Origin of the sequence: Xanthomonas sp. 3498 (assembly GCF_014199795.1) — a bacterium.
Classification (GTDB): Bacteria; Pseudomonadota; Gammaproteobacteria; order Xanthomonadales; family Xanthomonadaceae; genus Xanthomonas_A; species Xanthomonas_A rydalmerensis.
Genome location: NZ_JACHOH010000002.1, coordinates 1,014,750 through 1,035,614 on the forward strand (window position 1 = coordinate 1,014,750; position 20,865 = coordinate 1,035,614).

At 69.1% G+C, this 20,865-nt stretch carries 16 protein-coding genes; 9 read left to right on the top strand and 7 right to left on the bottom strand.

Annotated elements, in window-relative coordinates:
* Positions 1-510: 510 nt before the first annotated feature.
* From GGR66_RS09465 to GGR66_RS09485, 5 genes are all read right to left on the bottom strand, one after another.
* Positions 511-3,393, bottom strand: coding sequence for a TIM-barrel domain-containing protein (locus tag GGR66_RS09465; RefSeq protein WP_184448053.1), 2,883 nt, complete (start codon positions 3,391-3,393; stop codon positions 511-513).
* 53 nt (positions 3,394-3,446) lie between these two features.
* On the bottom strand, positions 3,447-5,138 hold the full coding sequence (locus tag GGR66_RS09470) for a DUF5597 domain-containing protein (protein ID WP_326520969.1): 1,692 nt from the start codon (positions 5,136-5,138) through the stop codon (positions 3,447-3,449).
* 17 nt (positions 5,139-5,155) lie between these two features.
* Complete coding sequence (locus GGR66_RS09475) at positions 5,156-7,093, bottom strand: sialate O-acetylesterase (protein WP_184448054.1); 1,938 nt, start codon at positions 7,091-7,093, stop codon at positions 5,156-5,158.
* 83 nt (positions 7,094-7,176) lie between these two features.
* On the bottom strand, positions 7,177-10,113 hold the full coding sequence (locus tag GGR66_RS09480) for a TonB-dependent receptor (RefSeq protein ID WP_184448055.1): 2,937 nt from the start codon (positions 10,111-10,113) through the stop codon (positions 7,177-7,179).
* Positions 10,114-10,398: 285 nt separating this feature from the next.
* Positions 10,399-11,361 carry a LysR substrate-binding domain-containing protein gene (locus tag GGR66_RS09485; RefSeq protein WP_160969612.1) on the bottom strand — a complete coding sequence of 321 codons (963 nt, stop codon included), beginning with the start codon at positions 11,359-11,361 and terminating at the stop codon, positions 10,399-10,401.
* A 276-nt stretch (positions 11,362-11,637) separates the two neighbouring features.
* Between GGR66_RS09485 and GGR66_RS09490 the strand changes: the two genes are divergently transcribed.
* The 5 genes from GGR66_RS09490 (at position 11,638) to fdxA (ending at position 15,646) form a co-directional block, all read left to right on the top strand.
* The gene (locus GGR66_RS09490) at positions 11,638-12,258 is read left to right on the top strand and encodes a 2-dehydro-3-deoxy-6-phosphogalactonate aldolase (RefSeq protein WP_184448056.1); all 621 of its coding nucleotides are present in this window, start codon (positions 11,638-11,640) and stop codon (positions 12,256-12,258) included.
* Positions 12,255-13,406, top strand: coding sequence for a galactonate dehydratase (dgoD, locus tag GGR66_RS09495; RefSeq protein ID WP_160946586.1), 1,152 nt, complete (start codon positions 12,255-12,257; stop codon positions 13,404-13,406). The genes GGR66_RS09490 and dgoD overlap by 4 nt, the downstream gene beginning before the upstream one ends.
* A 4-nt stretch (positions 13,407-13,410) precedes the next feature.
* Positions 13,411-14,334, top strand: a complete 924-nt coding sequence (locus GGR66_RS09500; RefSeq protein WP_184448057.1) for an SMP-30/gluconolactonase/LRE family protein — start codon at positions 13,411-13,413, stop codon at positions 14,332-14,334.
* Complete coding sequence (locus tag GGR66_RS09505; RefSeq protein ID WP_184448058.1) at positions 14,331-15,230, top strand: 2-dehydro-3-deoxygalactonokinase; 900 nt, start codon at positions 14,331-14,333, stop codon at positions 15,228-15,230. The genes GGR66_RS09500 and GGR66_RS09505 overlap by 4 nt, the downstream gene beginning before the upstream one ends.
* Before the next feature lie 92 nt (positions 15,231-15,322).
* Positions 15,323-15,646, top strand: a complete 324-nt coding sequence (gene fdxA / locus GGR66_RS09510; RefSeq protein WP_017909525.1) for a ferredoxin FdxA — start codon at positions 15,323-15,325, stop codon at positions 15,644-15,646.
* Positions 15,647-16,107: 461 nt separating this feature from the next.
* On the opposite strand, the gene GGR66_RS09515 is transcribed toward fdxA, so the two are convergent.
* Together GGR66_RS09515 and dapA are read right to left on the bottom strand one after the other, a co-directional pair.
* Complete coding sequence (locus tag GGR66_RS09515; RefSeq protein WP_048489026.1) at positions 16,108-16,632, bottom strand: hypothetical protein; 525 nt, start codon at positions 16,630-16,632, stop codon at positions 16,108-16,110.
* Positions 16,633-16,649: 17 nt separating this feature from the next.
* Positions 16,650-17,558, bottom strand: a complete 909-nt coding sequence (gene dapA, locus GGR66_RS09520) for a 4-hydroxy-tetrahydrodipicolinate synthase (protein WP_184448059.1) — start codon at positions 17,556-17,558, stop codon at positions 16,650-16,652.
* A 167-nt stretch (positions 17,559-17,725) separates the two neighbouring features.
* Here dapA and GGR66_RS09525 point away from each other — a divergent pair, with 167 nt between their 5' ends.
* The 4 genes from GGR66_RS09525 to GGR66_RS09540 all read left to right on the top strand — a co-directional run bounded on the left by GGR66_RS09525 (position 17,726) and on the right by GGR66_RS09540 (position 20,819).
* On the top strand, positions 17,726-18,301 hold the full coding sequence (locus tag GGR66_RS09525; protein ID WP_087943489.1) for a glycine cleavage system protein R: 576 nt from the start codon (positions 17,726-17,728) through the stop codon (positions 18,299-18,301).
* A 61-nt stretch (positions 18,302-18,362) separates the two neighbouring features.
* Positions 18,363-18,842, top strand: coding sequence for a peroxiredoxin (locus GGR66_RS09530; protein ID WP_010343914.1), 480 nt, complete (start codon positions 18,363-18,365; stop codon positions 18,840-18,842).
* A gap of 82 nt (positions 18,843-18,924) precedes the next feature.
* Complete coding sequence (locus GGR66_RS09535; RefSeq protein ID WP_160969602.1) at positions 18,925-20,325, top strand: PhoH family protein; 1,401 nt, start codon at positions 18,925-18,927, stop codon at positions 20,323-20,325.
* Positions 20,326-20,366: 41 nt separating this feature from the next.
* Positions 20,367-20,819, top strand: a complete 453-nt coding sequence (locus GGR66_RS09540; RefSeq protein ID WP_184448133.1) for a hypothetical protein — start codon at positions 20,367-20,369, stop codon at positions 20,817-20,819.
* The last annotated feature ends 46 nt before the right edge of the window (positions 20,820-20,865 follow it).

A 20,865-nucleotide genomic window follows, 5' to 3' on the forward strand; every position in this document is an offset into this window, starting at 1 on the left:
TGCGCACCGCCAATTCCATCGTCGCTCCAGAAGAAAGGTCGGCGCACGCGGATGGCGCGCCAGGGGCAGAGTGTAGTGCGCGAGGCGCCTGTGGTTCCGTCGCGCATGATGCCGGCCACCATCGCGTCAGGCCAGCGCGATGCGTGCTGCACTGCAAGATCGCGGCGGATGGGGTTGGGATGCAGTCAGGTCTAGGAGACGACGGGACGCGTCTCCCTTCTTCCACCGGGAGAAGGTGCCCCGCAGGGGCGGATGAGGGTACGGGCGTAGCCAGCGTCAGGTAACGACTTGCGCTGGTTGTTGGCACCAGGGCTTCGCTCCGTACCCTCACCCCAACCCCTCTCCCGAGGGGAGAGGGGCTAGAACGCGCCGCGGCTATTTCCTTGCCATCGCCAGGACGACGCCCTTGCGTTGGAGCATGCGCTTCGCTGCATCGCGATCCACGCCGTACGCCACGACTGCCGGCATGCGGCAATCGGCCTTGGCAATCCCTCGTGTGTCGCCCCAGGCTCATCCGGCCTGCGCCGCGGTGGCATGGCCGGTGCCGCTGCGCGACACTTCCAGGGGCTGGCCGCTGTACTCCACGCTCGCGTCGGCCTTGGGTTCGAGCGCACCGGCATCCGCGCGCGGACCATCGACGAAGCGCACATGGATGCTGCGCCGTGCCTGCATGCCCGGCCAGCGGCCCTCGCGCGCGCCGATACGCAGCACGCCGCTGGCCTGGTCCCACTGCAGCGGGATGCGACTGAACTCGCCCTTCTCGTAGCCATAGCCGGTGCCATCGTCCTCGTACAGCGAGAAGCGGCCGTCGGCGCCGGTGTAGACCACCACGGTCAGCGGCGCATCCGGGATCTGGTCGACGTACTGCTGCACGGAGGTCATCGGCACGATGGCGCCGGCGCGCACGAACAGCGGCATGCGCTGCAGCGGCGCGGCGGCGTCGATGGTCTGGCCGCCGGCGTGGCGCGTGCCGCTATTGAAGTCGATCCAGTCGGTGCCCGCCGGCAGGTAGACCTTGCGCGAGGTTGCGCCGAAGCGCGTCACCGGCGCCACCAGGAACGCCGGTCCGAACAGGTACTCGTCGTCGATGTCGGCAACCTTGGGGTCGTGCGGGAAGTCCATCGGCAGGCCGCGCATCATCACCCCGTCGTGGTGGTAGGTGTCGCCGGCGAGCGTGTAGATGTAGGGCAGCAGCGCGTAGCGCAGGCGGCTGTAGTAGGCCATGCTGGCGTAGTACGGCGTGCCTTCCGGCGCGATGTTCCAGATCTCGCGGTACGGGAACTGGCCGTGCGAGCGGAACAGCGGCACGAAGGCGCCGAACTGGAACCAGCGCGTGTTGAGCTCGCGCCACTCGGGCAGATGCGCCGGATCCTGGCGTTCGTAGCGCTTCTCCACGGCGAAGCCGCCGATGTCGAAGGTCCAGTTCGGCAGGCCCGACATCGACACGTTGACGCCGGCGGAGATCTGCTCGCGCATGTCCTCCCAGCGCGAGGCGATGTCGCCGCTCCACACCGCCACGGCGTTGCGCTGGATGCCGGCGTAGCCCTTGCGCGACAGGATGAACACGCGCTTGCCATCGGCGGCGCGATCGCCGGCGTAGACGCCGTGGGTGTGCGGCAACGGATAGGAATTGAAGAACTCGGTGGACGGCCCCAGCGCGGTCGGCGTGGTGCGCGCCTTGCGCTCGGCGATATCCAGGTTCGAGTGCACGTCGGGTTCGTCGGCGTCCAGCCACCAGGCGTCGATGCCCTTGCGGTTGAGCTTTTCGTCGATCTGCCGCCAGTAGATCGCCTGTGCGTCGGCCGCGTACGGGTCGTAGAAGGCGTTGGTGTAGCCCTTGCCGATCCAGTCCAGTTCGCCCACGGCGACGTTGCGCCGGTAGATGTGCCCGGCCGCGTCCAGTTCCTTGTAGTGGGCGGTGGCCGGGTAGAACTTCGGCCAGACCGAAATCATCAGCTGCGCATGGCTGGCGTGCACCGTTTTGACCATGCCGTCCGGATCGGGGAAACGGCTGCGGTCGAAGTCGTGCGAGCCCCAGGCGTTCTCCGGCCAGTACGACCAGTCGAGCACGATGTTGTCGATCGGCAGCTGGCGCCGGCGGTATTCGGCCAGCGCGCCGAGCAATTCGTCCTGGGTCTTGTAGCGCTCGCGGCTCTGCCAGAAGCCGTAGGCCCACTTCGGCAGCAACACCGCCTTGCCGGTCAGTTGCCGGTAGCCGGCGATGACCTGGTCGGCGTTGTCGCCGGCAACCACGTAGTAGTCGATCATCTGCCCCGCTTCGGACCACAGCGACAGGTCGCCGGCTTCGGCCGCCGGGAGCGGGTCGCGATGCAGCAGCGCGATGTAGCTGGGGTCGATCAGGTCCCACTCGACCTTCAGGGTATGCCGCTGGCCCGGCTGCAGCTGCAACGCGAACTCGTGGTGCCAGGGGTTCCAGTTCTGTCGCCAGCGGTCGACGAGGAGCTTGCCGTCGACCCACAGCCGGGCGTATTCGCTGGCATACAGCGAGAAGGTGTGCGTACCGCCGCGCTCGGCCTCGATCTGGCCTTCCCAGCGCACCTGGACGCGGCGCTTGTCGCCGGGCTTGGCCGCGGCGGGAAACCTCGCCAGGTCCTTGATGTACTGGTAGTCGATATCGGGCTCGCGGCGCTCCAGTACCAGCGCGCCGTCGATCGCGTAGTGCGCGGTGAGCGCGCCGGGCTTGCCTTGCGCGTCATACAGGCGCAGCGACGCCGGCAGCGGCTGCAGCCCGCGCGGATCGCCGAAGCGGGTGATCGCATTGTTGTCCCAGAGGATGCCGTAGTTGCGGCTGGAGACCAGGAACGGCACCGCCATGTCGAGATTGCTCTGCAGCAGCTCAATGTCGTGGCCCTTCTGGTTCATCCAGCCCTGCTGGTGCTGTCCGAACCCGTAGAAGGCCTCGTCGCGCGGCGAGACGAAGCGCTGGCGCACGCTCAGGTAGTCGCGCCCTTCGACCTGCAGCGGCGCGAAGCTGCGCCCGCCGGCCACTTCCGCCAGCAAGGGCGCGCCCTGCGCATCGGCGAAGCCGACATGGCCGTCGACGGTGGATACCTGCGCGCTCAGCCTGGCGGTCTTGAGTTGCACCGTCTCGCCGTGTTGCTCCAGCGTAAAGCCGGTGTCGCCCTGCACCGGCACCCGCATCAGGCTGGGCGTGCGCTGGAACGCGCCGGTCGGATCGGCACTGACCCGGACGATGCCGCGGTCGATCACCTGCAGCCGCACCGGCGCCGCGCCCTTGGCGCTGGGATGCACGGTGACGCCATCGGCATCGCGGGTCACCTGCTGCGCAGCGGCGGACGCGGTGACAAGCGATAGCGACAGCAGCAACAGGCGTGGCAACGATGGCGGCAGGTGACGGTTCGCGTTGTGCATGTTCACTCCCTTGGATGGTCACGCAGCACGGCGCCACGGGCGCCGCCGCGTCGTCAGTAGGTCGCCAGCGTGACGCGCAGCAACTGCGGCACGTCGGAGAAGTTGAGCCCGTAATCGGTCTGGTCGCCGTTCCAGTTGCGCCGGAACCGCCAGTGTTCGCCCTCGTAGACGCCCTCCTCGACCCGGTCGTAGAGCATGTTGGCGGTCGCCGCGCTGGCCGGATGCAGGGTCACCCGCGCGTGCTGGGCGGTGATCAGGAAAGTGTCCGGCCCGAGTTCGGCGATCAGCGCCGCGCCGATCGGCGTGGGATTGCCGGGCGGCGTGCCCTGGAACCAGAACTGCGGCACGCCGTAGGTGATGGTGGCACTCCAGCGGGCATTGAGCGGCAGTTCCTGTACCGCTTGGCCTGGCGCCTCGGCGGTGCCGTGCAGCTTGCCCGCAGCCGCGGCTCGAGCAAACACGCGCATGCCCATGCCCACGGCGCGGTAGCCCAGCGCGAACGGCGCCAGCGCCTGCGCGTCCACGCGTTTGGCACCGAGCGGATAGTTGGAGTAGCCGCTGTAGTCGATGCCGAAGGTCGACCAGCCGATGCCGTCGTGGCCCAGCGCCGCATACAGATAACGCGCGTACTCGGGGCGGTTGCCGGTCTCGGCGACGAACAGCGCGTTGTCCACCCGCGCATAGCGCTGCAGCACCGTGGTGTACAGCGGGTACTCCGGCATGTAGATGTCCGGCGCCAGCAGATCGATGTGCGGCGCCGCCGCCTTCCACACGTCCAGCACGTTGTCGGTGGGACCCCCGCTGGCGTATTGCCCGGGCTGGCCGGGATTGAATGGGCCGCGCAATGCCGCGTTGACGTAGATCGGCAAGGGATATGCGGCCTTGCCGGCCTCGGCGACGCGGTCGATGAAGCGGGCGATGTGCCAGGCGTGGAAGATCTCGTCGGCATCGGCACCGAACACCTGCGCCCAGCTGCCCGGCGGCTTGCCGAGCCGCTGCAGCAGGTCCGGCGGCACCGGGCCGTCGAACACGCGCTGCGCCATCGGCGAGAAGTCGCGCGCGCTACCGTAGGTGCCCGGCTCGTTCTCCGCCTGCACCATGATCACCGTGCGCTGCGGATCGGCCTGGCGCAGGTGCCGCATGAAAGCGACGAAGGCCTTGCGGTCGGCCTCCAGCGTGGCCGCCGCCAGCGGCGACAGCGAGCCAAGACGCCGCCCGTCGCGCGTGACCACGCGCGGAAAACGCGCATCGTCGGTCTTGACCCAGTGCGGCGCGTAGTTGGGGCCGTTGTTCTTCCAGGTGCCGAACCACAGCAGCACCAGCCGCACCCGCTGCGTGCGCGCCTGCGCCAGCAGCGTGTCGACGAAGGAGAAATCGAAACGGCCCTCTTCCGGTTCCACCTGCTCCCAGGCGATGGGCACCTGCACGGTGTTCGGCCCCAGCGCACGGATCGCCGGCCACACCTGCGTCAGCGCCGCAGGATAGTTGCTGGAATTGTTGACCTGCGCGCCGAGGATCAGGAATGGCGCGCCGTCGACCAGCAGCGCATGACGGCCGTCGCTGCTGACCAGACGCGGGATCGGTACCTGTGCCGGCGCCGATGGCGCAGTGGTGGCGGCCGCAGCGCGCGCATGGGCCGGCGGTGCATCCGGCGCGGCCTGGCAGGCGGCCAGCAGCAACGACAGCAGGCACTGCAGCCCCCATCCGCAACGCGCGGCGCGCAGCCGCGATCCGGTGCCTCCCACGTGGCGCGTGCCCTGCCTCACCAGCTGTCGGTGCGGAACGGGCCCACCGGCAACTGCTCGCGGTTGACCAGGTTGGCATCCTCGGGGTTCTCGCTCCAGGCGTAGCGCAGCGCCTGCGGCTGCGGCACCTCGTCGCTGTGGACCACGACCTGGTCGCCTTCGATGCGCGCCTGCGCCGGATGGAAGCGGTGATCGGCACCGGCCAGGGCGAAGCCGCGCACCACGTTGCCGCCGCCGCGCACCGCCAGCGCACTGCCCATCAGGTCGAACATCACCCGCGCCTGGCCGTCGGCGAACGTGGCGCGCGCGAACACCGGCGCGCTGTAGACCAGCGTTTCGCCGTAGGCCACATGCCGCGCCACCAGCGCCAGGCGATGGCCCACGTCCTGCTTGTTGGTGGGATGGATGTTGTCCGGCATGCCGATGTCGATGGTCACCGCCTGTCCGGTCGCCGGCAGCGCCAGCGTCCTGGTCTGCGATTCGCGCAGTTGCGCCCACGGGCTCAGGTCGCCCTGGTCGTTGCCGGCCTTCCAGTTGGCCAGTTGCACCCACAGGAACGGCAGTTGCGGCTGTGCGCGTTCCTGCCGCCAGCGCCCGATCAGCGACGCGAACTGCTCGCGGTAGCGCATCGCGCCGTACGGGTAGGCGTTGCTCTCGCCCTGGTACCAGATCACGCCCTTGACCGGAAACGGCTGCAGGGGATGGATCATCGCGTTGTACAGCAGGGTCGGGACCTGGTTCTTGTCGTCGTTGGCGGCCAGCGTGACCTTGCCGGGACGGAACTGCCAGTCGCCGGCGAGCGAGCGCGGCTGGCCACCGTCGGGCTGCACGAAGAACGCCGCCGCATCGCCGGGAATGCCGCCGAAGCCGCCGGTGTCCAGGATCCGGATCGCGATGTGGTTGACGCCCGCGCGTAGCGCCGCTGGCGGCACGCGGTAACGGCGTGGCTCGGTGTAGCGCCCTTCGGTGTGGCCGACCTCGACGCCGTTGACGTAGGTGGTGTCGGCATCGTCGGCCGGCCCGATCCCCACGACCGCGCCGGTCTTGGCCTCGGCCGCGCTCAGGGTAAAGGTGGTGCGATACCAGGCGACGCCGTCCATGCCGACGTAGCCGTGCTGCTCCCACAGCCCCGGCAGCGGCTGGCGGTCCCAGTCGCGGTCGTCCAGGTCGGCCGCCGCCCAGCCCGCATCCGCCTGCGCGCCCGTCGGCTGCGGCCAGCGCGCCAGGCGCCGCCTGGTCTCGCCGAGCTCCTTTGCGTCCTTGACCTGCATCTGCGCGATGCGCATGCGCACCTGCGCCGCATCCACTCCCGGCGAGGCCGCGTCCATCCAGGCCTCGATCGCGCTGCCCTGCCAAGTGCTGTCGATGATGCCGATCGGCACCCCGGTGTGCTGGCGCAGGTCGCGCGCGAAGAAATACGCCACCGCCGAGAACGCGCCCGCGGTGGCCGGTGTGGCCGCGACCCAGTTGCCGCCGGGCAGCCGCGGCTGCGGCTGCGCCGCCCAGGCCTTGGGCACCTTGAAGTTGCGCAGTTGCGGATCCTTCGCCGCCGCCACTTCGCGTGCGCCGTCGCGCGCCTGCGCCAGCGGCCACTCCATGTTGGACTGGCCGCTGGCCAGCCACACGTCGCCGATCAGCACGTCGGCGATGCGGCGCTGACTGCCGTCGCCCTGCACCTGCAGCACGTACGGGCCACCGGCCGCATGCGCCGGCAACTGCAGCTGCCAGCGGCCATCGGCGCCGGCGACCGCACTGGCGCTGGCGCCGTCCAGGCGCGCCTGGATGCGTGCGCCGGGCGTGGCCCAGCCCCACACGGGGATCGGCGCATCGCGTTGCAGTACCGCGCCGTCGTCGAACAGCAAGGGTAGTTGCAGCTCCGCCGCCGCCGGCCATGACGCGAGCGCCAGGGCCAGCAGCGCCAGGCGGCGAACGGTGGGGAACAAGGGTGCGGCCATGAGCGGGTCCTACATGGGGGAAAGGCCGGCAGCGGCCGCCCGCCTCGCCGCAGGCGGATCGCGTGCCGGACGCTGCGCAGCGCCTACCAGTTGGCGCGCAGCACCAGCGAGTAACGGCGATCGTTGACGAACCAGCTGCGCGTGTACAGACGCGGATCGACCTCGCCGTCGCTGTAGGAGGTCGGCCCCATCAGTACCTTGGTCACCGAATTGGTGAGGTTGTTGGCCTGGATGCCCAACTGCAGGTGCGGGGTGAAGCGGTAGAACACCGAACCGTCGAGCTGACCATAGTCGTCCGACCAGGTCGGCAGCTTGGTCGCCACGTCGCTGGCGGTGAGCAGGTAGCGCGAGCGCCAGTTGTAGGCCAGGCGCACCGACAGCGGCCCCTTCTCGTAGATGCCGGCGAGGTTGTAGCTGCGCCGCGACAGGCCTTCCAGCGGCAGCGCCACACCGGTCACGGTGGTCTTGGTGTACGGATCGGTGGCCGTGTTCACACCGCCGCTGCTGTCGACGAAGGTGAAGTTGGCATTGACCCCGAAGCCGCTCATCCAGCCCGGCAGCGAATCGAAGAACTGGGTGTAGCCGTATTCGAAGCCGCGGATGCGGCCCTTGTCCATGTTGTACGGGCGCGTCACCAGGAAGTCCTGGCCGCCGTAGTTCTCGGTGACGGTCTGGTTGGAGAAGTAGTCCTTGACGCTCTTGTAGAACAGCGTCAGGTACATCATGTCGCTGCTGTCGAAGTACCACTCCAGCGCCGCGTCGTACTGGTCGGCCTTCATCGGCTTGAGGTTGGGATTGCCGGCGGTGCCGGTCCAGTCCTTCGGCGATCCGTCGTCGTTCATGGTGGCAGCCAACAGCAGATACGGTTGCAACTGGGTGTAGTCGGGTCGCGCCATCGCCTTGGACGCGGCCAGGCGCAGTTGCAGCGCATCGGAGAACTTGAAGCGCAGGTTGAAGCTCGGCAGCACGTCGGTGTAACTATTCTGCGCGGAGTTCTGGAAGTACTGCCCGTAGTACCGGGACTTGAGATCGCCCGAGGCCGAGGTGGCAGAGAGGTCCGGATACTGGCCATAGCCCGCCGCCTCGGTCTTGGTCTGCACCACGCGCACGCCGATGTTGCCGTCCATCGGCACGCCCAGCGCGTCGTCGTTGCCGAAGTACATCACCATGTACGCCGCCTGGGTGCGCTCGAACTGGCGGTTGGTGTCCTGCAACTGGTACTGATCCGGTGCCCAGCCATAACCGCGCAGCGCAACGATCTGCTCGATCAGCGCCGAGGTGCCGGCGTAGTCCTTGACCGCGCTGTTGCGCGGAAAGACCAATTGCGTCGGCACGTTCACCTTGCCGCGGAACAGGTTCGAGTAGGTGTACAGCGATGACGAGGCCGTCATGTAGTTGGCCAGGTCGGCCAGGCCGGTGGCGGTGCCGGGGATGGTGGCCCAGTTGTCGGTGATCACGCCCCAGTTGTAGCCGGAGTTCTTGTTGGTCTGGGTGCGGTCGGTGGCGCGGATGCCGGCGCGGAAGGTGCGCAGCCACGGGTTGTCGTCGTAGCTGTATTCCAGGTCGAAGCGCGTGGCCAGCTCGCGGCCGCGGTTCTTCGCCAGGTGGTCCATCGCCGCGCTCCAGAAATAGTTGGAGGGGTTGGCGGTGTAGCCGGGGTCGGCCAGGGTCACCGCCGGGTAGCGGCCGCCGAGGTCCACGTTCAGGCCCGGCAGGTAGATCGAACTGAACAAGGTGAAATCCAGCACGTCGCTCTGCGAGCGCACCAGTTGCATGTCGCCACGCACGGTCAGCCGGTCGGTCAGGCGATGGCTGAAGCCGCCGGACAGATCGGAGGTGGTGGTGCTCTGCTGGGCATAGCGGTTGTCGGTGTAGAAGCGCACGCCATCGTTGCCGGTGACGTTGCCGCGCCACGAGTTGGATACCGGCGAGCCGCTGACGAAACGGCCTTCGTTGTCGTAGGTGAAGGTGGTGCCTGGCGCCGGCACGATGGCGTTGGTGTCGTCGTTGAAGAACGCGGCGCGATCGCGCCAGTTCATGTCGTAGGACGAGCGCAGGTACTGCACGTAGAGCTCGGTGGCGTCGCTGGGGCGCCACTGGAACGCGGCCGCCACGCCCTTGCGCTTGCGCTCGAAATCCATCTGCCGCCAGTTGACCCCGCCCGGCACGTACACCTTGTCGAAGGTGGTGCCGGCGAGCAGCGCCGGATCGGTGCGGCGCACGAACGGCTCGACCTGGATGCCGTCGCTGCGCGTGGCCAGTTCCGAGTGCGCCACGTCGAGCATGAGGCCCATCTCGCCGAGGCCGGTGGTCCAGCGATCGCTGAACAGGAACGAGCCGGACGGCTTGTAGGTCTTGCTCAGATCGCCGTAGTTGGCGTCGGCGGTGAAGCCGATCACCCGGCCGGGCTGGTCGAACGGCATGCGCGTGCGCAGGTTGACCGTGCCGCCGAGGCCGCCTTCGATGATTTCCGCCGATGGATTCTTGTACACGTCCACGCCGGCCATCAGTTCGGCCGGCACGTCCTCGAAACTGAGCCCGCGGCCGCTGGCGGCGCTGAAGCTGTCGCGGCCGTTGAGTTCGCCGCGCACCTGGGTCATGCCGCGGATCATCACCCCGCTGCCCTCGGCCGAAAAGTGGTCCGGATCGTTGCGCGCCATGAAGTGATCGATGGTCACGCCGCTGACCCGCTGCAGGGTTTCGGTGACGCTGCGGTCCGGCAATGCGCCGATGTCCTCGGCGCTGACCGAATCGACGATCTGCTCGGCATCGTGCTTGATCGATTGCGACTTGATCAGGCTACCGCGTACCCCCTTGACCTCGACCGCATCGAGCTGGGTCACGGGGTCGCCCTTCTTGCGGGCGGCAGGCTGCGCGGTCGCAGGCTCCGCCTCCTGCGCCAGCGCCTGTGCGCTGAGCAGCAAGCCGATGCTCAGCGCGATGAGCGAACGCGGCAAAACGCGGGGACGACGTGACGCTGCGGTCGGCAGAGCCGGACCACGAGGATGCTGCGATGCCATGCTGTTTCCCTCCCAGGAGACATGCACACAGACACGGGCGACGGTCGCGCCAGGGCGCCGTCCTGCGAGTTGTGACGGCGTCGGTCTCAGCCGTTGCCGTATCGGAAGGCGCCGCTGCGCAGAGTGGCAAGTCGGTCGCTAACGCGATCGGCCGAGACTAGAAATGCACTTCGCGTGAAGCAAATGAAAAATTCCCGTCCAGCTATGTGATTCCAGACTAGCGGGATGCGCACCACGGCATGTCTACGAAATCGTCCGCGCGATGGGCAGTGCCTGCGGCCGCGTTCAAACGCTCGCCGCCCGCTCGGGATACAGCCGCTTGGCGGCGTTGCGCAGCGCCAGCAACACCCGTTCGGCGCCCGGCGGCAACAGGTAGTCGCGGCGGCGCACGATGCCGAACGATTCCATGCGCACGCCCAGCGTGATCGGCAGCACCGTCAGCAGCTTGGCCTGCACGTACGGCGCCACCGCCTCGGCCGGCAGCGCGGCCAGCAGGTCGCTGCCGCGCAGCAGGCTGGTCATCACCGGCAGCGAGGAAGTCTCGATGACGTTCTGCGGCGCCGGCACCGCGTGCTCCAGGAACATCGCGTCCAGGCGCGCGCGCAGCACGCTGTCGGCCGGCGGCAGCACCCAGCCGTAGCGGGCCAGATCGGCATGGCGCAGGTCGGCGCGGGTGGACAGCGGATGGCCCGCGCGGGCGATCACCGAATGCGGCTCGTCGGCCAATGGCTCGAACTCCAGCGCCTCGGCGCCGTAAGGGCCGAGGATGCGCCCGATCACGATGTCGAGTTGGCCGTCGAGCAGCTTGGCCACCAGCGGCCGGCTGTAGTCCATCTCCACCCGCACGAGGATGCCGGGGAACTCGCGCTTGACCTCGGCGATCGCCTGCGGCACCAGGTTGGTGCCCGGATTGACCACGGTGCCGATCGAGACCTGACCCATGCGCCCTTCGCACAGCGCCGCGATCTCTTCCTGGGCGCGGCCGATCTCCGACATCGCCGCGCGCGCGCGGCGGATCAGCACCTGTCCGTACCAGGTCGGCTCGACCCCGCGCGCGTGGCGCTCGAACAGCTTCACCCCCAGCAGGTCCTCCATTTCCGCCAGCAGCTTGGACGCCGCCGGCTGGGTCATGCTGGCCGCCTCGGCCGCGCGCAGCACCGAACGGTGTTCGTGCAACTGCAGCAGCAGCAACAGGTGCCGGGTCTTCAGGCGCGCGGCATTGAACCAGGGATTGGCAGCAGCATTCATCGTGGGCAGGCATCCTGAGGGCGACGCCGTGTATTCGGCGACGGAATAGAATATGCCTAAAATTTCATTTGCAGAGCATAGCTCACGCGCGCAGGCTATTGCCCATCGCGCCCCTGCTGGCGTCGCCGCCGCCCGTGCCAACGCAGGCAGGCCGATTCAGCCGGGTTCGCGCCAGCGTCGATGCAGCGTGCGCGGACCGCGGCCTTGCCGCCAGGCCGCACCCGGCAACGCGCTGACCGCGCGCCTCCTTCAACGCCGCTTCCGCCAGGTACCCCGATGTCCGCCGCTTCCCCGTTCCGACTCCCGCTGATCGCGATCCTGCGCGGCCTCACCCCGGAGGACGCGCTGGCGCACGTCGGGGCGCTGGTCGACGCCGGCTACGACGCGATCGAGATTCCGCTCAATTCGCCGCGCTGGGCCGACAGCATCGGCCCGGCCGCGCAGGCGTTCGGGCAGCGCAGCTGGATCGGCGGCGGCACCGTGCTGCAGATCGGCGACGTCGACGCGCTGGCCGATCTGGGCGCGCGCTTCATCGTCACCCCCAACACGCGCCCGCCGGTGATCCGCCACGCGGTGGCGCGCGGTCTGCAGGTGGTGGCCGGCTTCGCCACCGCCACCGAGGCGTTCGATGCGCTGGACGCCGGCGCGCAGATGCTCAAGCTGTTCCCTGCCGCCACCTACGGCCCCGGCCATGTGCGCGCCCTGCGCGCGGTGCTGCCGGCGCAGGTGCCGCTGTTCGTGGTCGGCGGCGTCAACACCGAGACCCTGCACGACTACCTGAGCGCCGGCGCGATCGGCGCCGGCATCGGTGGCGAGCTGTACCGCCCCGGCCAGCCGCTGACCCAGACCCAGGCGCACGCCGCCGCCTTCCGCCACGCCTATCTGGACCGCGCATGAAGATCGTCCGCCTCACCACCTACCACGCCGCGCCGCGCTGGCTGTTCCTGAAGGTCGAGACCGACGAAGGCATCACCGGCTGGGGCGAGCCGGTCATCGAAGGCCGCGCGCGCAGCGTCGAGGCCGCGGTGCGCGAGCTCGGCGAGAGCCTGATCGGCAAGGACCCGGCGCGGATCAACGACATCTGGCAGATGCTCTACCGCGGCGGCTTCTACCGCGGCGGCCCGATCCTGATGAGCGCCATCGCCGGCATCGACCAGGCGCTGTGGGACATCAAGGGCAAGGCGCTGGGCGTGCCGGTGTACGAACTGCTGGGCGGGCGCGTGCGCGACCGCATGAAGACCTACCGCTGGGTCGGCGGCGACCGTCCCGCGGCGACCATCGCGCAGATCCAGGGCTACCGCGACCTCGGCTTCGACACCTTCAAGTTCAACGGCACCGAGGAAATGAAGCTGATCGACGGCCCGCGCGCGGTGGACGCGGCGGTGGCCAAGGTGGCGCAGATCCGCGAGGCGTTCGGCACCGCCATCGATTTCGGCATCGATTTCCATGGCCGCGTGGCCGCGCCGATGGCGCGCGTGCTGTTGCGCGAACTGGAACCGTTCAAGCCGCTGTTCGTCGAGGAGCCGGTGCTGCCCGAGCAGGCCGAGTACTACCCGCGGCTGGCCGCGTCCACGCCGATCCCGCTGGCGGCCGGCGAGCGCATGTTCTCGCGCTTCGACTTCAAGCCGGTACTGCAGGCCGGCGGCCTGTCGCTGCTGCAGCCGGATCTCTCGCACGCCGGCGGCATCACCGAATGCCTGAAGATCGCCAGCATGGCCGAGGCCTACGAGGTCGGCCTGGCGCCGCACTGCCCGCTCGGCCCGGTGGCGCTGGCGGCCTGCCTGCAGGTGGATTTCGTCTCGCACAATGCGGTGCTGCAGGAACAGAGCATCGGCATCCACTACAACGAAGGCGCCGACCTGCTCGACTACGTGCTCAACAAGGACGACTTCGCCTGCGACAATGGCGGCAGCATCGCCGCCCTGCCCAAACCGGGCCTCGGCGTCGAGATCGATGAGGAGCGCCTGCGCCATGCCAACGCCAACCCACCCGACTGGCACAACCCCATCTGGCGTCACGCCGACGGCAGCATCGCCGAGTGGTGAGCCGATGAACGTTTCCATTCCGCCCCGCCACACCGCCACCCTGGCGGTGGACAGCCGCTGTGAGCATGGCGAAGGCATGCTGTGGTGCGAGCGCCGCGGCGTGCTGTTCTGGGTCGACATCAGCGGCCGCCGCCTGTGGCGCCACGATCCCGCCAGCAACGTCAGCCGCCATTGGGACCTGCCCGACCGCCCCGGCTGCCTGGGCCTGTTCGACGATGGCCGCCTGCTGCTGGCCCTGGCCAAGGGCGTGTACGTCGCCGATCCGGACGCCGCCGCCGAGGCCGACAGCGCGCTGCCGCTGCAGCATCTGGCGGACGTGGAGCCGGAGCGCGACGACACCCGCAGCAACGATGGCCGCGCCGACCGCCACGGCAACTTCGTGTTCGGCACGATGAGCGAACGCGACGACCAGGCGCCGGTCGGCAGCTTCTATCAATGGTCGGCACGCCACGGCCTGCGCCGCCTGCCGCTGCCGGGCGTCGCCATCCCCAACGCGATCTGTTTCAGCGCCGACGGCCGCACCCTGTACTACTGCGACTCGGTGCAGCCGCGCATCCTGTGCTGCGACTACGACCCGGACACCGCGCACACCGCCAACAGCCGCGTATTCGCCGAACTGGATCACCCCGATGCCGAGCCGGACGGCGCCATCGTCGACGCCGAAGGCCACCTGTGGAACGCGCAATGGCGCGCCTGGCGCGTGGTGCGCTATCGCCCCGACGGCAGCGTCGAGCGCAGCGTAGCCCTGCCGGTCAAGCATCCCACCTGCCCCGCCCTGGGCGGTGCCGATGGCGGCACCCTGTTCCTGAGCACCTCGCGGCAGGACCACACCGACGACGAGCTGGCGCGCACGACGCAGGCCGGCGGCGTGTTCGTGGCCGCGGTCGGCATCGCCGGCCTGCCCGAAGGACGCATCGCCAGCGCATGATCGTCGTCGACTGGGGCACCAGCAGCCTGCGCGGCTATCGGCTCGATGCCGAGGGCAGCATCCTTGAACAGCGCCGCAGCGACCAGGGCATCGCCGCCTGCCAGGGCCGCTTCGCCGCGACCCTGGCCACCTTGATCGACGGCTGGGACGGCGACGTCGTCCTGTGCGGGATGATCGGCAGCCGCAACGGTTGGATCGAACTGCCATACGCGCCCTGCCCGGCCGACGCCGCCGCGCTGGCCGCGGCGATGCAGCCATTCCAGGATCCGGCCTTGCCCGGTCGCACGCTGTGGTTCGTGCCCGGCGTGGCCAGCGACGCCGATGCCGTGCCGGACGTGATGCGCGGCGAGGAGACCCAACTGATCGGCCTGCTCGCATTGCTCGCACAGGAACCGCATGCGGCCGACATCCACCACGTCTGCCTGCCCGGCACCCACAGCAAGTGGGTGACGCTGCAGGACGGGCGCATCGCCTCGGTGGCGACGCTGATGACCGGCGAACTGTACGCGCTGCTGCGCACGCACAGCCTGCTGGCGCGATTGATGGACAGCGACGACGGCGCCTTTGATTCCGCTGCGTTCGATGCCGGCGTGCAACGCAGCGGCGATCCCGGCGGCCTGCTGCACCATCTGTTCGGCGTGCGTAGCCTGGGCCTGTTCGACCGCCTGAGCGGCGCCGCGGCACCGTCCTACCTGTCCGGGCTGCTGATCGGCCACGAACTGCGCGCCCACGCCACCTTGCCGCCGGTGGTGCACCTGGTCGGCGGCAGCGGCCTGCTGGCGCGCTACGCGCATGCATTGGTCGCACTCGGCAGCAGCGTGCGCACCCATCCGGAAGATCTGGCCGCGCGCGGCCTGTATCGCCTTGCGCGGCAGCACGGCGGTCTCGCCGGCTGAGCTGCACGTCGCGCGCCGCCCCCAGCCGGCCCACACACGGCGGCGACAGCCGCTTTGCATTAGAATTACCGGGTTAATCGCCGGATCGAGCCATGCCTTTCGTCGTCACCGAAAACTGCATCAAGTGCAAATACACCGACTGCGTGGAAGTGTGCCCCGTGGATTGCTTCCACGCCGGCCCGAACTTCCTGGTGATCGATCCGGACGAGTGCATCGACTGCACCCTGTGCGAGCCGGAATGCCCGGCCAACGCCATCTACCCCGAAGACGATGTGCCGGCCGGCCAGGAAGGTTTCGTCGCGCTCAACGCGGAACTGGCCAAGGCCTGGCCGGTGCTGACCACGCGCCAGGAACCGCTGCCCGACGCCGCCGAGTGGGACGGCAAGCCGAACAAGCTGCCGCTGCTGCAGAAGTGACCGCGCCGCAGATTCCGCCCAGGCGCCGCCCGCCAGACCGTACAAAACCGTAGAGACAAGCTGCGACTTCAGGGCGCCTCTGACAACTCGCGTTGCCGCCGCTCGACCGGGCACGTGGGTGGTTACACCCTCGTAGGACGCGAGGCTTCGCCCGACCCTCATCCGCCCCTGCGGGGCACCTTCTCCCAGAGGGAGAAGTGAGAAGCGCGAGCCCCTCTCCCTCCGGGAGAGGGGTTGGGGTGAGGGTACGGCGCGCAGCGTCGCGCTGAAGCAAGGAATGGCGCTTGTCCCCTTTTCTGGATCAGCCGCGACGGATATCCCGATCAAGCCCATCCCGGCTAAAGCCGCCCCTTGCATCTGCAAAGAAACCGCGCCGTTCTCGCCGAACGAAAACGGGCGCACTGCGGCGCCCGTTTCGCGTTCTGCAACAGATCCGGCGCACGCGCCGGACCCGCACCGGCTCAATGACCCAGCTTGGCCTTCAGCGCCGCGATCAACTTGACCGGCGCTTCGCCGGTGGCCGGCAGGCCGCGCGGGTCTACCGCCGAGACGTACACGCCGGCATCCACCGCTACCACGCGGACCAGGAAGTTGCTGCCTTCGTAGGCCACGTCGTAGGAACCCAGCAGCTGCGCGCGGCTGGCGATGGTGACGCCTTCGATGCCGCCCAGCGCGTCGCCGACCTGGCCGAACACCTGGTCGCGCGCGCCCGGCACCACGAAGCCGCTGTTCGACGCCGCCGGGGCCTGGCCGGCCGGGGCCGCTGGACGCTGCGCCGAGGCCAGCGCCGGCACCTTCATCGCCGCCGAGGTATCGGGCGAGGTCAGATCCGGCGGCACTTCCAGCGGGCGCATGTCGGGCGCCAGCGCGTAGTCGCCGCGCGGCTTGCCCTTGTGGAACCAGCTGCAACCGCTGGTGGCCGCGACCAGGGTGGTCGCCAGCACGGCGGCCGACAGCACGCGGACGTAGGGAACGGAAGCACGCATCAATCAATCTCCTGGAGTCAGGCCGCGAGCGTTTCGCGGCTGGATAGGTCTTCCAACGCGACAGCGTCGGCGGCAAGTCGGTCGGCCGTGGCGTGGTGCGCCGCGGACAGCGGCAGCAGCGGTAGCCGCAGGCCTTGGCCGATCCCGGCACGCTGCAGCAGCGCCTTGACCGGGATCGGGTTGGATTCGATGCCGCAGAAGGCATGGAACGGCTGCAGCCGCGCGTCCCATGCCTGCGCGGGCTCGGTCTGGCGGGCGCGCGCCAGGTCGCACAGGCGCCGGTAGGCGCGCGGCAAGGCATTGGAGGCGACCGAAATCAGTCCGTCGTACCCGGCCAGGATCGCCTGCGCGGCGCTGCCGTCGTCGCCGCTGAACACGGCGAAGTGCTCGCTGCGCAGGGCCGCGAGCGCGGCGATGCGCTGCGGGTCGCTGCTGGCGTCCTTGATGCCGACGATGTTCGGGTGCTGCGCCAGCTGCGCCACCGTCTCCGGCAGCAGATCGCAGCCGGTGCGGCCGGGCACGTTGTACAGCATCACCGGCAGGCCCCCCTGCTCGGCGACCTCGGTGTAATGCGCGATCAGCCCGGCCTGGGTCGGGCGCACGTACGGCGGCGTCACCACCAGCGCGTACTGCGCGCCGTTGGCGGCGGCGCGGCGGGTCAGCGCCACGGTCTTGGCGGTGCCGGACAGGCCGGTCCCGGCCAGCACCGGGACGCGCCCGCCGATCGTCTGCACCGCCTCGCGCAGGATCCGGTCGTATTCGGCGTCCAGCAGCGTGGCCGCCTCGCCGGTCGATCCGGCCACCACCAACCCCTGCACGCCGCCGTCGAGCTGGCGTTTGAGCAGCCGCTGCCAGGCGTCGAGGTCGAGATCGCCATTGCCCTCAAAGGGCGTGGCCAGGGCGGTGATGATGCCGGAGAGGGACAAGATGCCGGGTGCTCGCTGGGAGGATGAGGGCCGCGCAGGCTGCGTGGACGGATCGGCCCCGCACGCGGGGCAGGGTCGCCCCGCATGTTACTTGCGGCCCGAAAGCGCGGGCAAGTATGCTGCACACCGTGCCGGGCGACCGCCCGGATGCCGTTCAGCCTTACGCAATGCCGGAAGCCCCTTTGACCGACACCACGCCCCGGCCCGCGCCGACCGAAAATCACCTCCTGATCAACGCCTACACGACGCATCCGGAGTCGCCCTTGTTGCCGGTGACGCGCCGTATCGCCGACAGCGGCTGCAATCTCGTCGATGCGCGCCTGGCCACGGTCGGCCGCGACGTGTCGGTGACCGCGCTGGCGACCGGCTCGTGGGACTCGGTGGCCAAGCTGGAAGCCATGCTCACCCGCCTCGACCGCGAGGAAGGCATGAAGCTGGTGTGGTACCGCACCGGCGCCAAGCAGGCGCAGTCCAACCTGCTGCCGTACATCGTCGAGGTCATCGCCGCCGACAAACCGGGCATCCTGTTCCAGCTGGCCGATTTCTTCGACCGCCAGGGCATCACCATCGAAAACCTGCAGAGCACGCGCTACCGCGCCATGCAGACCGGCGCGGAGATGTTCTCGGCGCAGGTGACGATCGGGGTGCCGGCGAACATGCACATCGCCGCCCTGCGCGACGACTTCCTCGAGTTCTGCGACCACCTCAACCTGGACGCGATCATGGACCCGATGAAGTTCTGAGCCGCGCTGGACACCGACGCAATCGAACGCAGATGATGGCGATGCACGCGGAGGACACCCCATGAAGGACGGCGACACCCTGGACCGCAGCACGCTGGCCTTGCCGCTGGCGCTGTCCGGCGGCGCCAGCGCCACGCTCGGCGATTACGCCGGCCGCTGGCTGGTGCTGTATTTCTATCCGAAGGACAGCACGCCCGGCTGCACCACCGAGGGCATCGAGTTCAACGCGCTGCTGCCGCAGTTCGAACAGGCCGGCGCCACCGTGCTGGGCGTGTCGCGCGACTCGGTGAAGTCGCACGACAACTTCTGCGCCAAGCAGGGCTTCCGCTTCCCGCTGATCAGCGACGCCGACGAGGCGCTGTGCCGCGCCTTCGACGTGATCAAGGAAAAGAACATGTACGGCCGTCAGGTGCTGGGCATCGAGCGCAGCACCTTCCTGCTCTCGCCGACCGGCCAACTGGTCCGCAGTTGGCGCAAGGTCAAGGTTCCCGGCCACGCCCAGGCCGTGCTCGACGCGCTGCAGGCCGCCGCCAAGCAGTGACCACTGCCGTTTCCCGCACCCCGCATCGCCCTGCCCCGCAGGCAGCGATGGTTCGTCCCTGCTCCTCTTCCAGGAATCCATGATGACCCGAGGCAAGCGCATCTACGTGCTGGATACCAACGTGCTGATGCACGATCCGACCGCGCTGTTCAAGTTCGAGGAGCACGACGTGTTCCTGCCGATGCAGGTGATCGAAGAACTGGACAATGCCAAGAAGGGCATGTCCGAAGTCAGCCGCAACGCGCGCCAGGTCAGCCGTTTCCTCAACGAACTGATCGAGGGCGCCGGCGCCGAGCAGATCGAATCCGGCATTCCGCTCAGCCATCCGCAGGGCATCCAGCTCAAGAGCACCGGCAGCATCGGCCGGCTGTATTTCCAGATCCGTCCGGTCGAGCCCGGGCGCAGCTTCGGCAGCGTCGCCCCGGACAACAAGATCCTGGCCGCGGTGCTGGCGCTGCGCGAGGAACAGCCGGAAATTCCGGTGATCCTGGTGTCCAAGGACATCAACCTGCGGATCAAGGCGGCGATCAGCGGCCTGGTCGCCGAGGATTACGAGAACGACCGCGCGCTCGACGATTTCAGCCTGCTCTACACCGGCGCGATCGAACTGCCGGAGGATTTCTGGCAGAAGCACAACCAGGACCTGCGCAGCTGGAGCGACAAGGGCCGCACCTGCTACGAGATCGCCCTGGCCGCCGACGAGGACTGGTACCCGAACCAGTACCTGTACCTGCCCGGCGAAGACGAAGTGGAACTGCGCGTGGTCAAGGTCAGCGCCGAGCGCAAGGCGACGCTGGCGCTGGTCGACGACTTCCGCAGCGGCCAGCACGCGGTGTGGGGCATCGCCGCGCGCAACCGCGAGCAGAACTTCGCGCTCAACGCGCTGATGGACCCGGAAATCGACTTCGTCACCCTGCTCGGCACCGCCGGCACCGGCAAGACCCTGCTGGCGCTGGCCGCGGGCCTGGCGCAGACCATGGACCAGCAGCGCTACCGCGAGATCATCATGACCCGCGCCACGGTCAGCGTCGGCGAGGACATCGGCTTCCTGCCCGGCACCGAGGAAGAGAAGATGACGCCGTGGATGGGCGCGCTCACCGACAACCTGGAAGTGCTCACCCACACCCAGGAAGGCGGCACCTGGGGCCGCCAGGCCACCAACGATCTGCTCGCCAGCCGCATCAAGATCCGCTCGATGAACTTCATGCGCGGGCGCACCTTCCTGTCGCGCTACCTGATCCTGGACGAAGCGCAGAACCTGACCCCGAAGCAGATGAAGACGCTGATCACCCGTGCCGGCCCCGGCACCAAGATCGTGTGCCTGGGCAACGTCGAACAGATCGACACACCGTACCTGACCGAGACCACCTCCGGCCTGACCTACGCGGTGGATCGCTTCAAGGCCTGGCCGCACAGCGCGCACATCACCCTGCGCCGCGGCGAGCGTTCGCGCCTGGCCGACTACGCCTCGGAGGTGCTGTGAACGCGGCGGCCGGCGTGCGCCTGGCCGGCGCGGCGCTGGCCATGGCCCTGCTCGGCGCCTGCGCCACCGCGCGCGGGCCCGCCGCCACGGTGCCGACCGCGGCCAAGGCCGGGCAGTCGTGGATCGTCACCCGCAACAGCACCGCGGCGCAGGTGCTCGACACCTGCTCGCGTGACAGCCCGGCGCGCCACGACGGCGACGTCGCCGGCTACTGGATCCCGACCCCGGAGCAGATCGCGCAACTGGAGGCGCACCTGGCACAACTGCAGCCGCAGATCGCCGACCCCACCGCGTCCGATCGCCAATACGTCGGCATCCTGTACCGCGGCAAGCAGGCGATCTACGTCAACGCCTTCGCGCCGGACGACAACAGCGAGCGCGACCCCACGGTCGACGCGGTAAAGGCCTGCGGCGGCGGCAGCCGTTTCTGGGGCGCGGTCTACGACCCGGCCAGCGAACGCTTTTCCGAGATCGCGCTCAACGGCGCACGCTGAGGTGGCTGCAGGCAGGCGCCAGTGGCGGCACGCTGGGGCGTGCGCA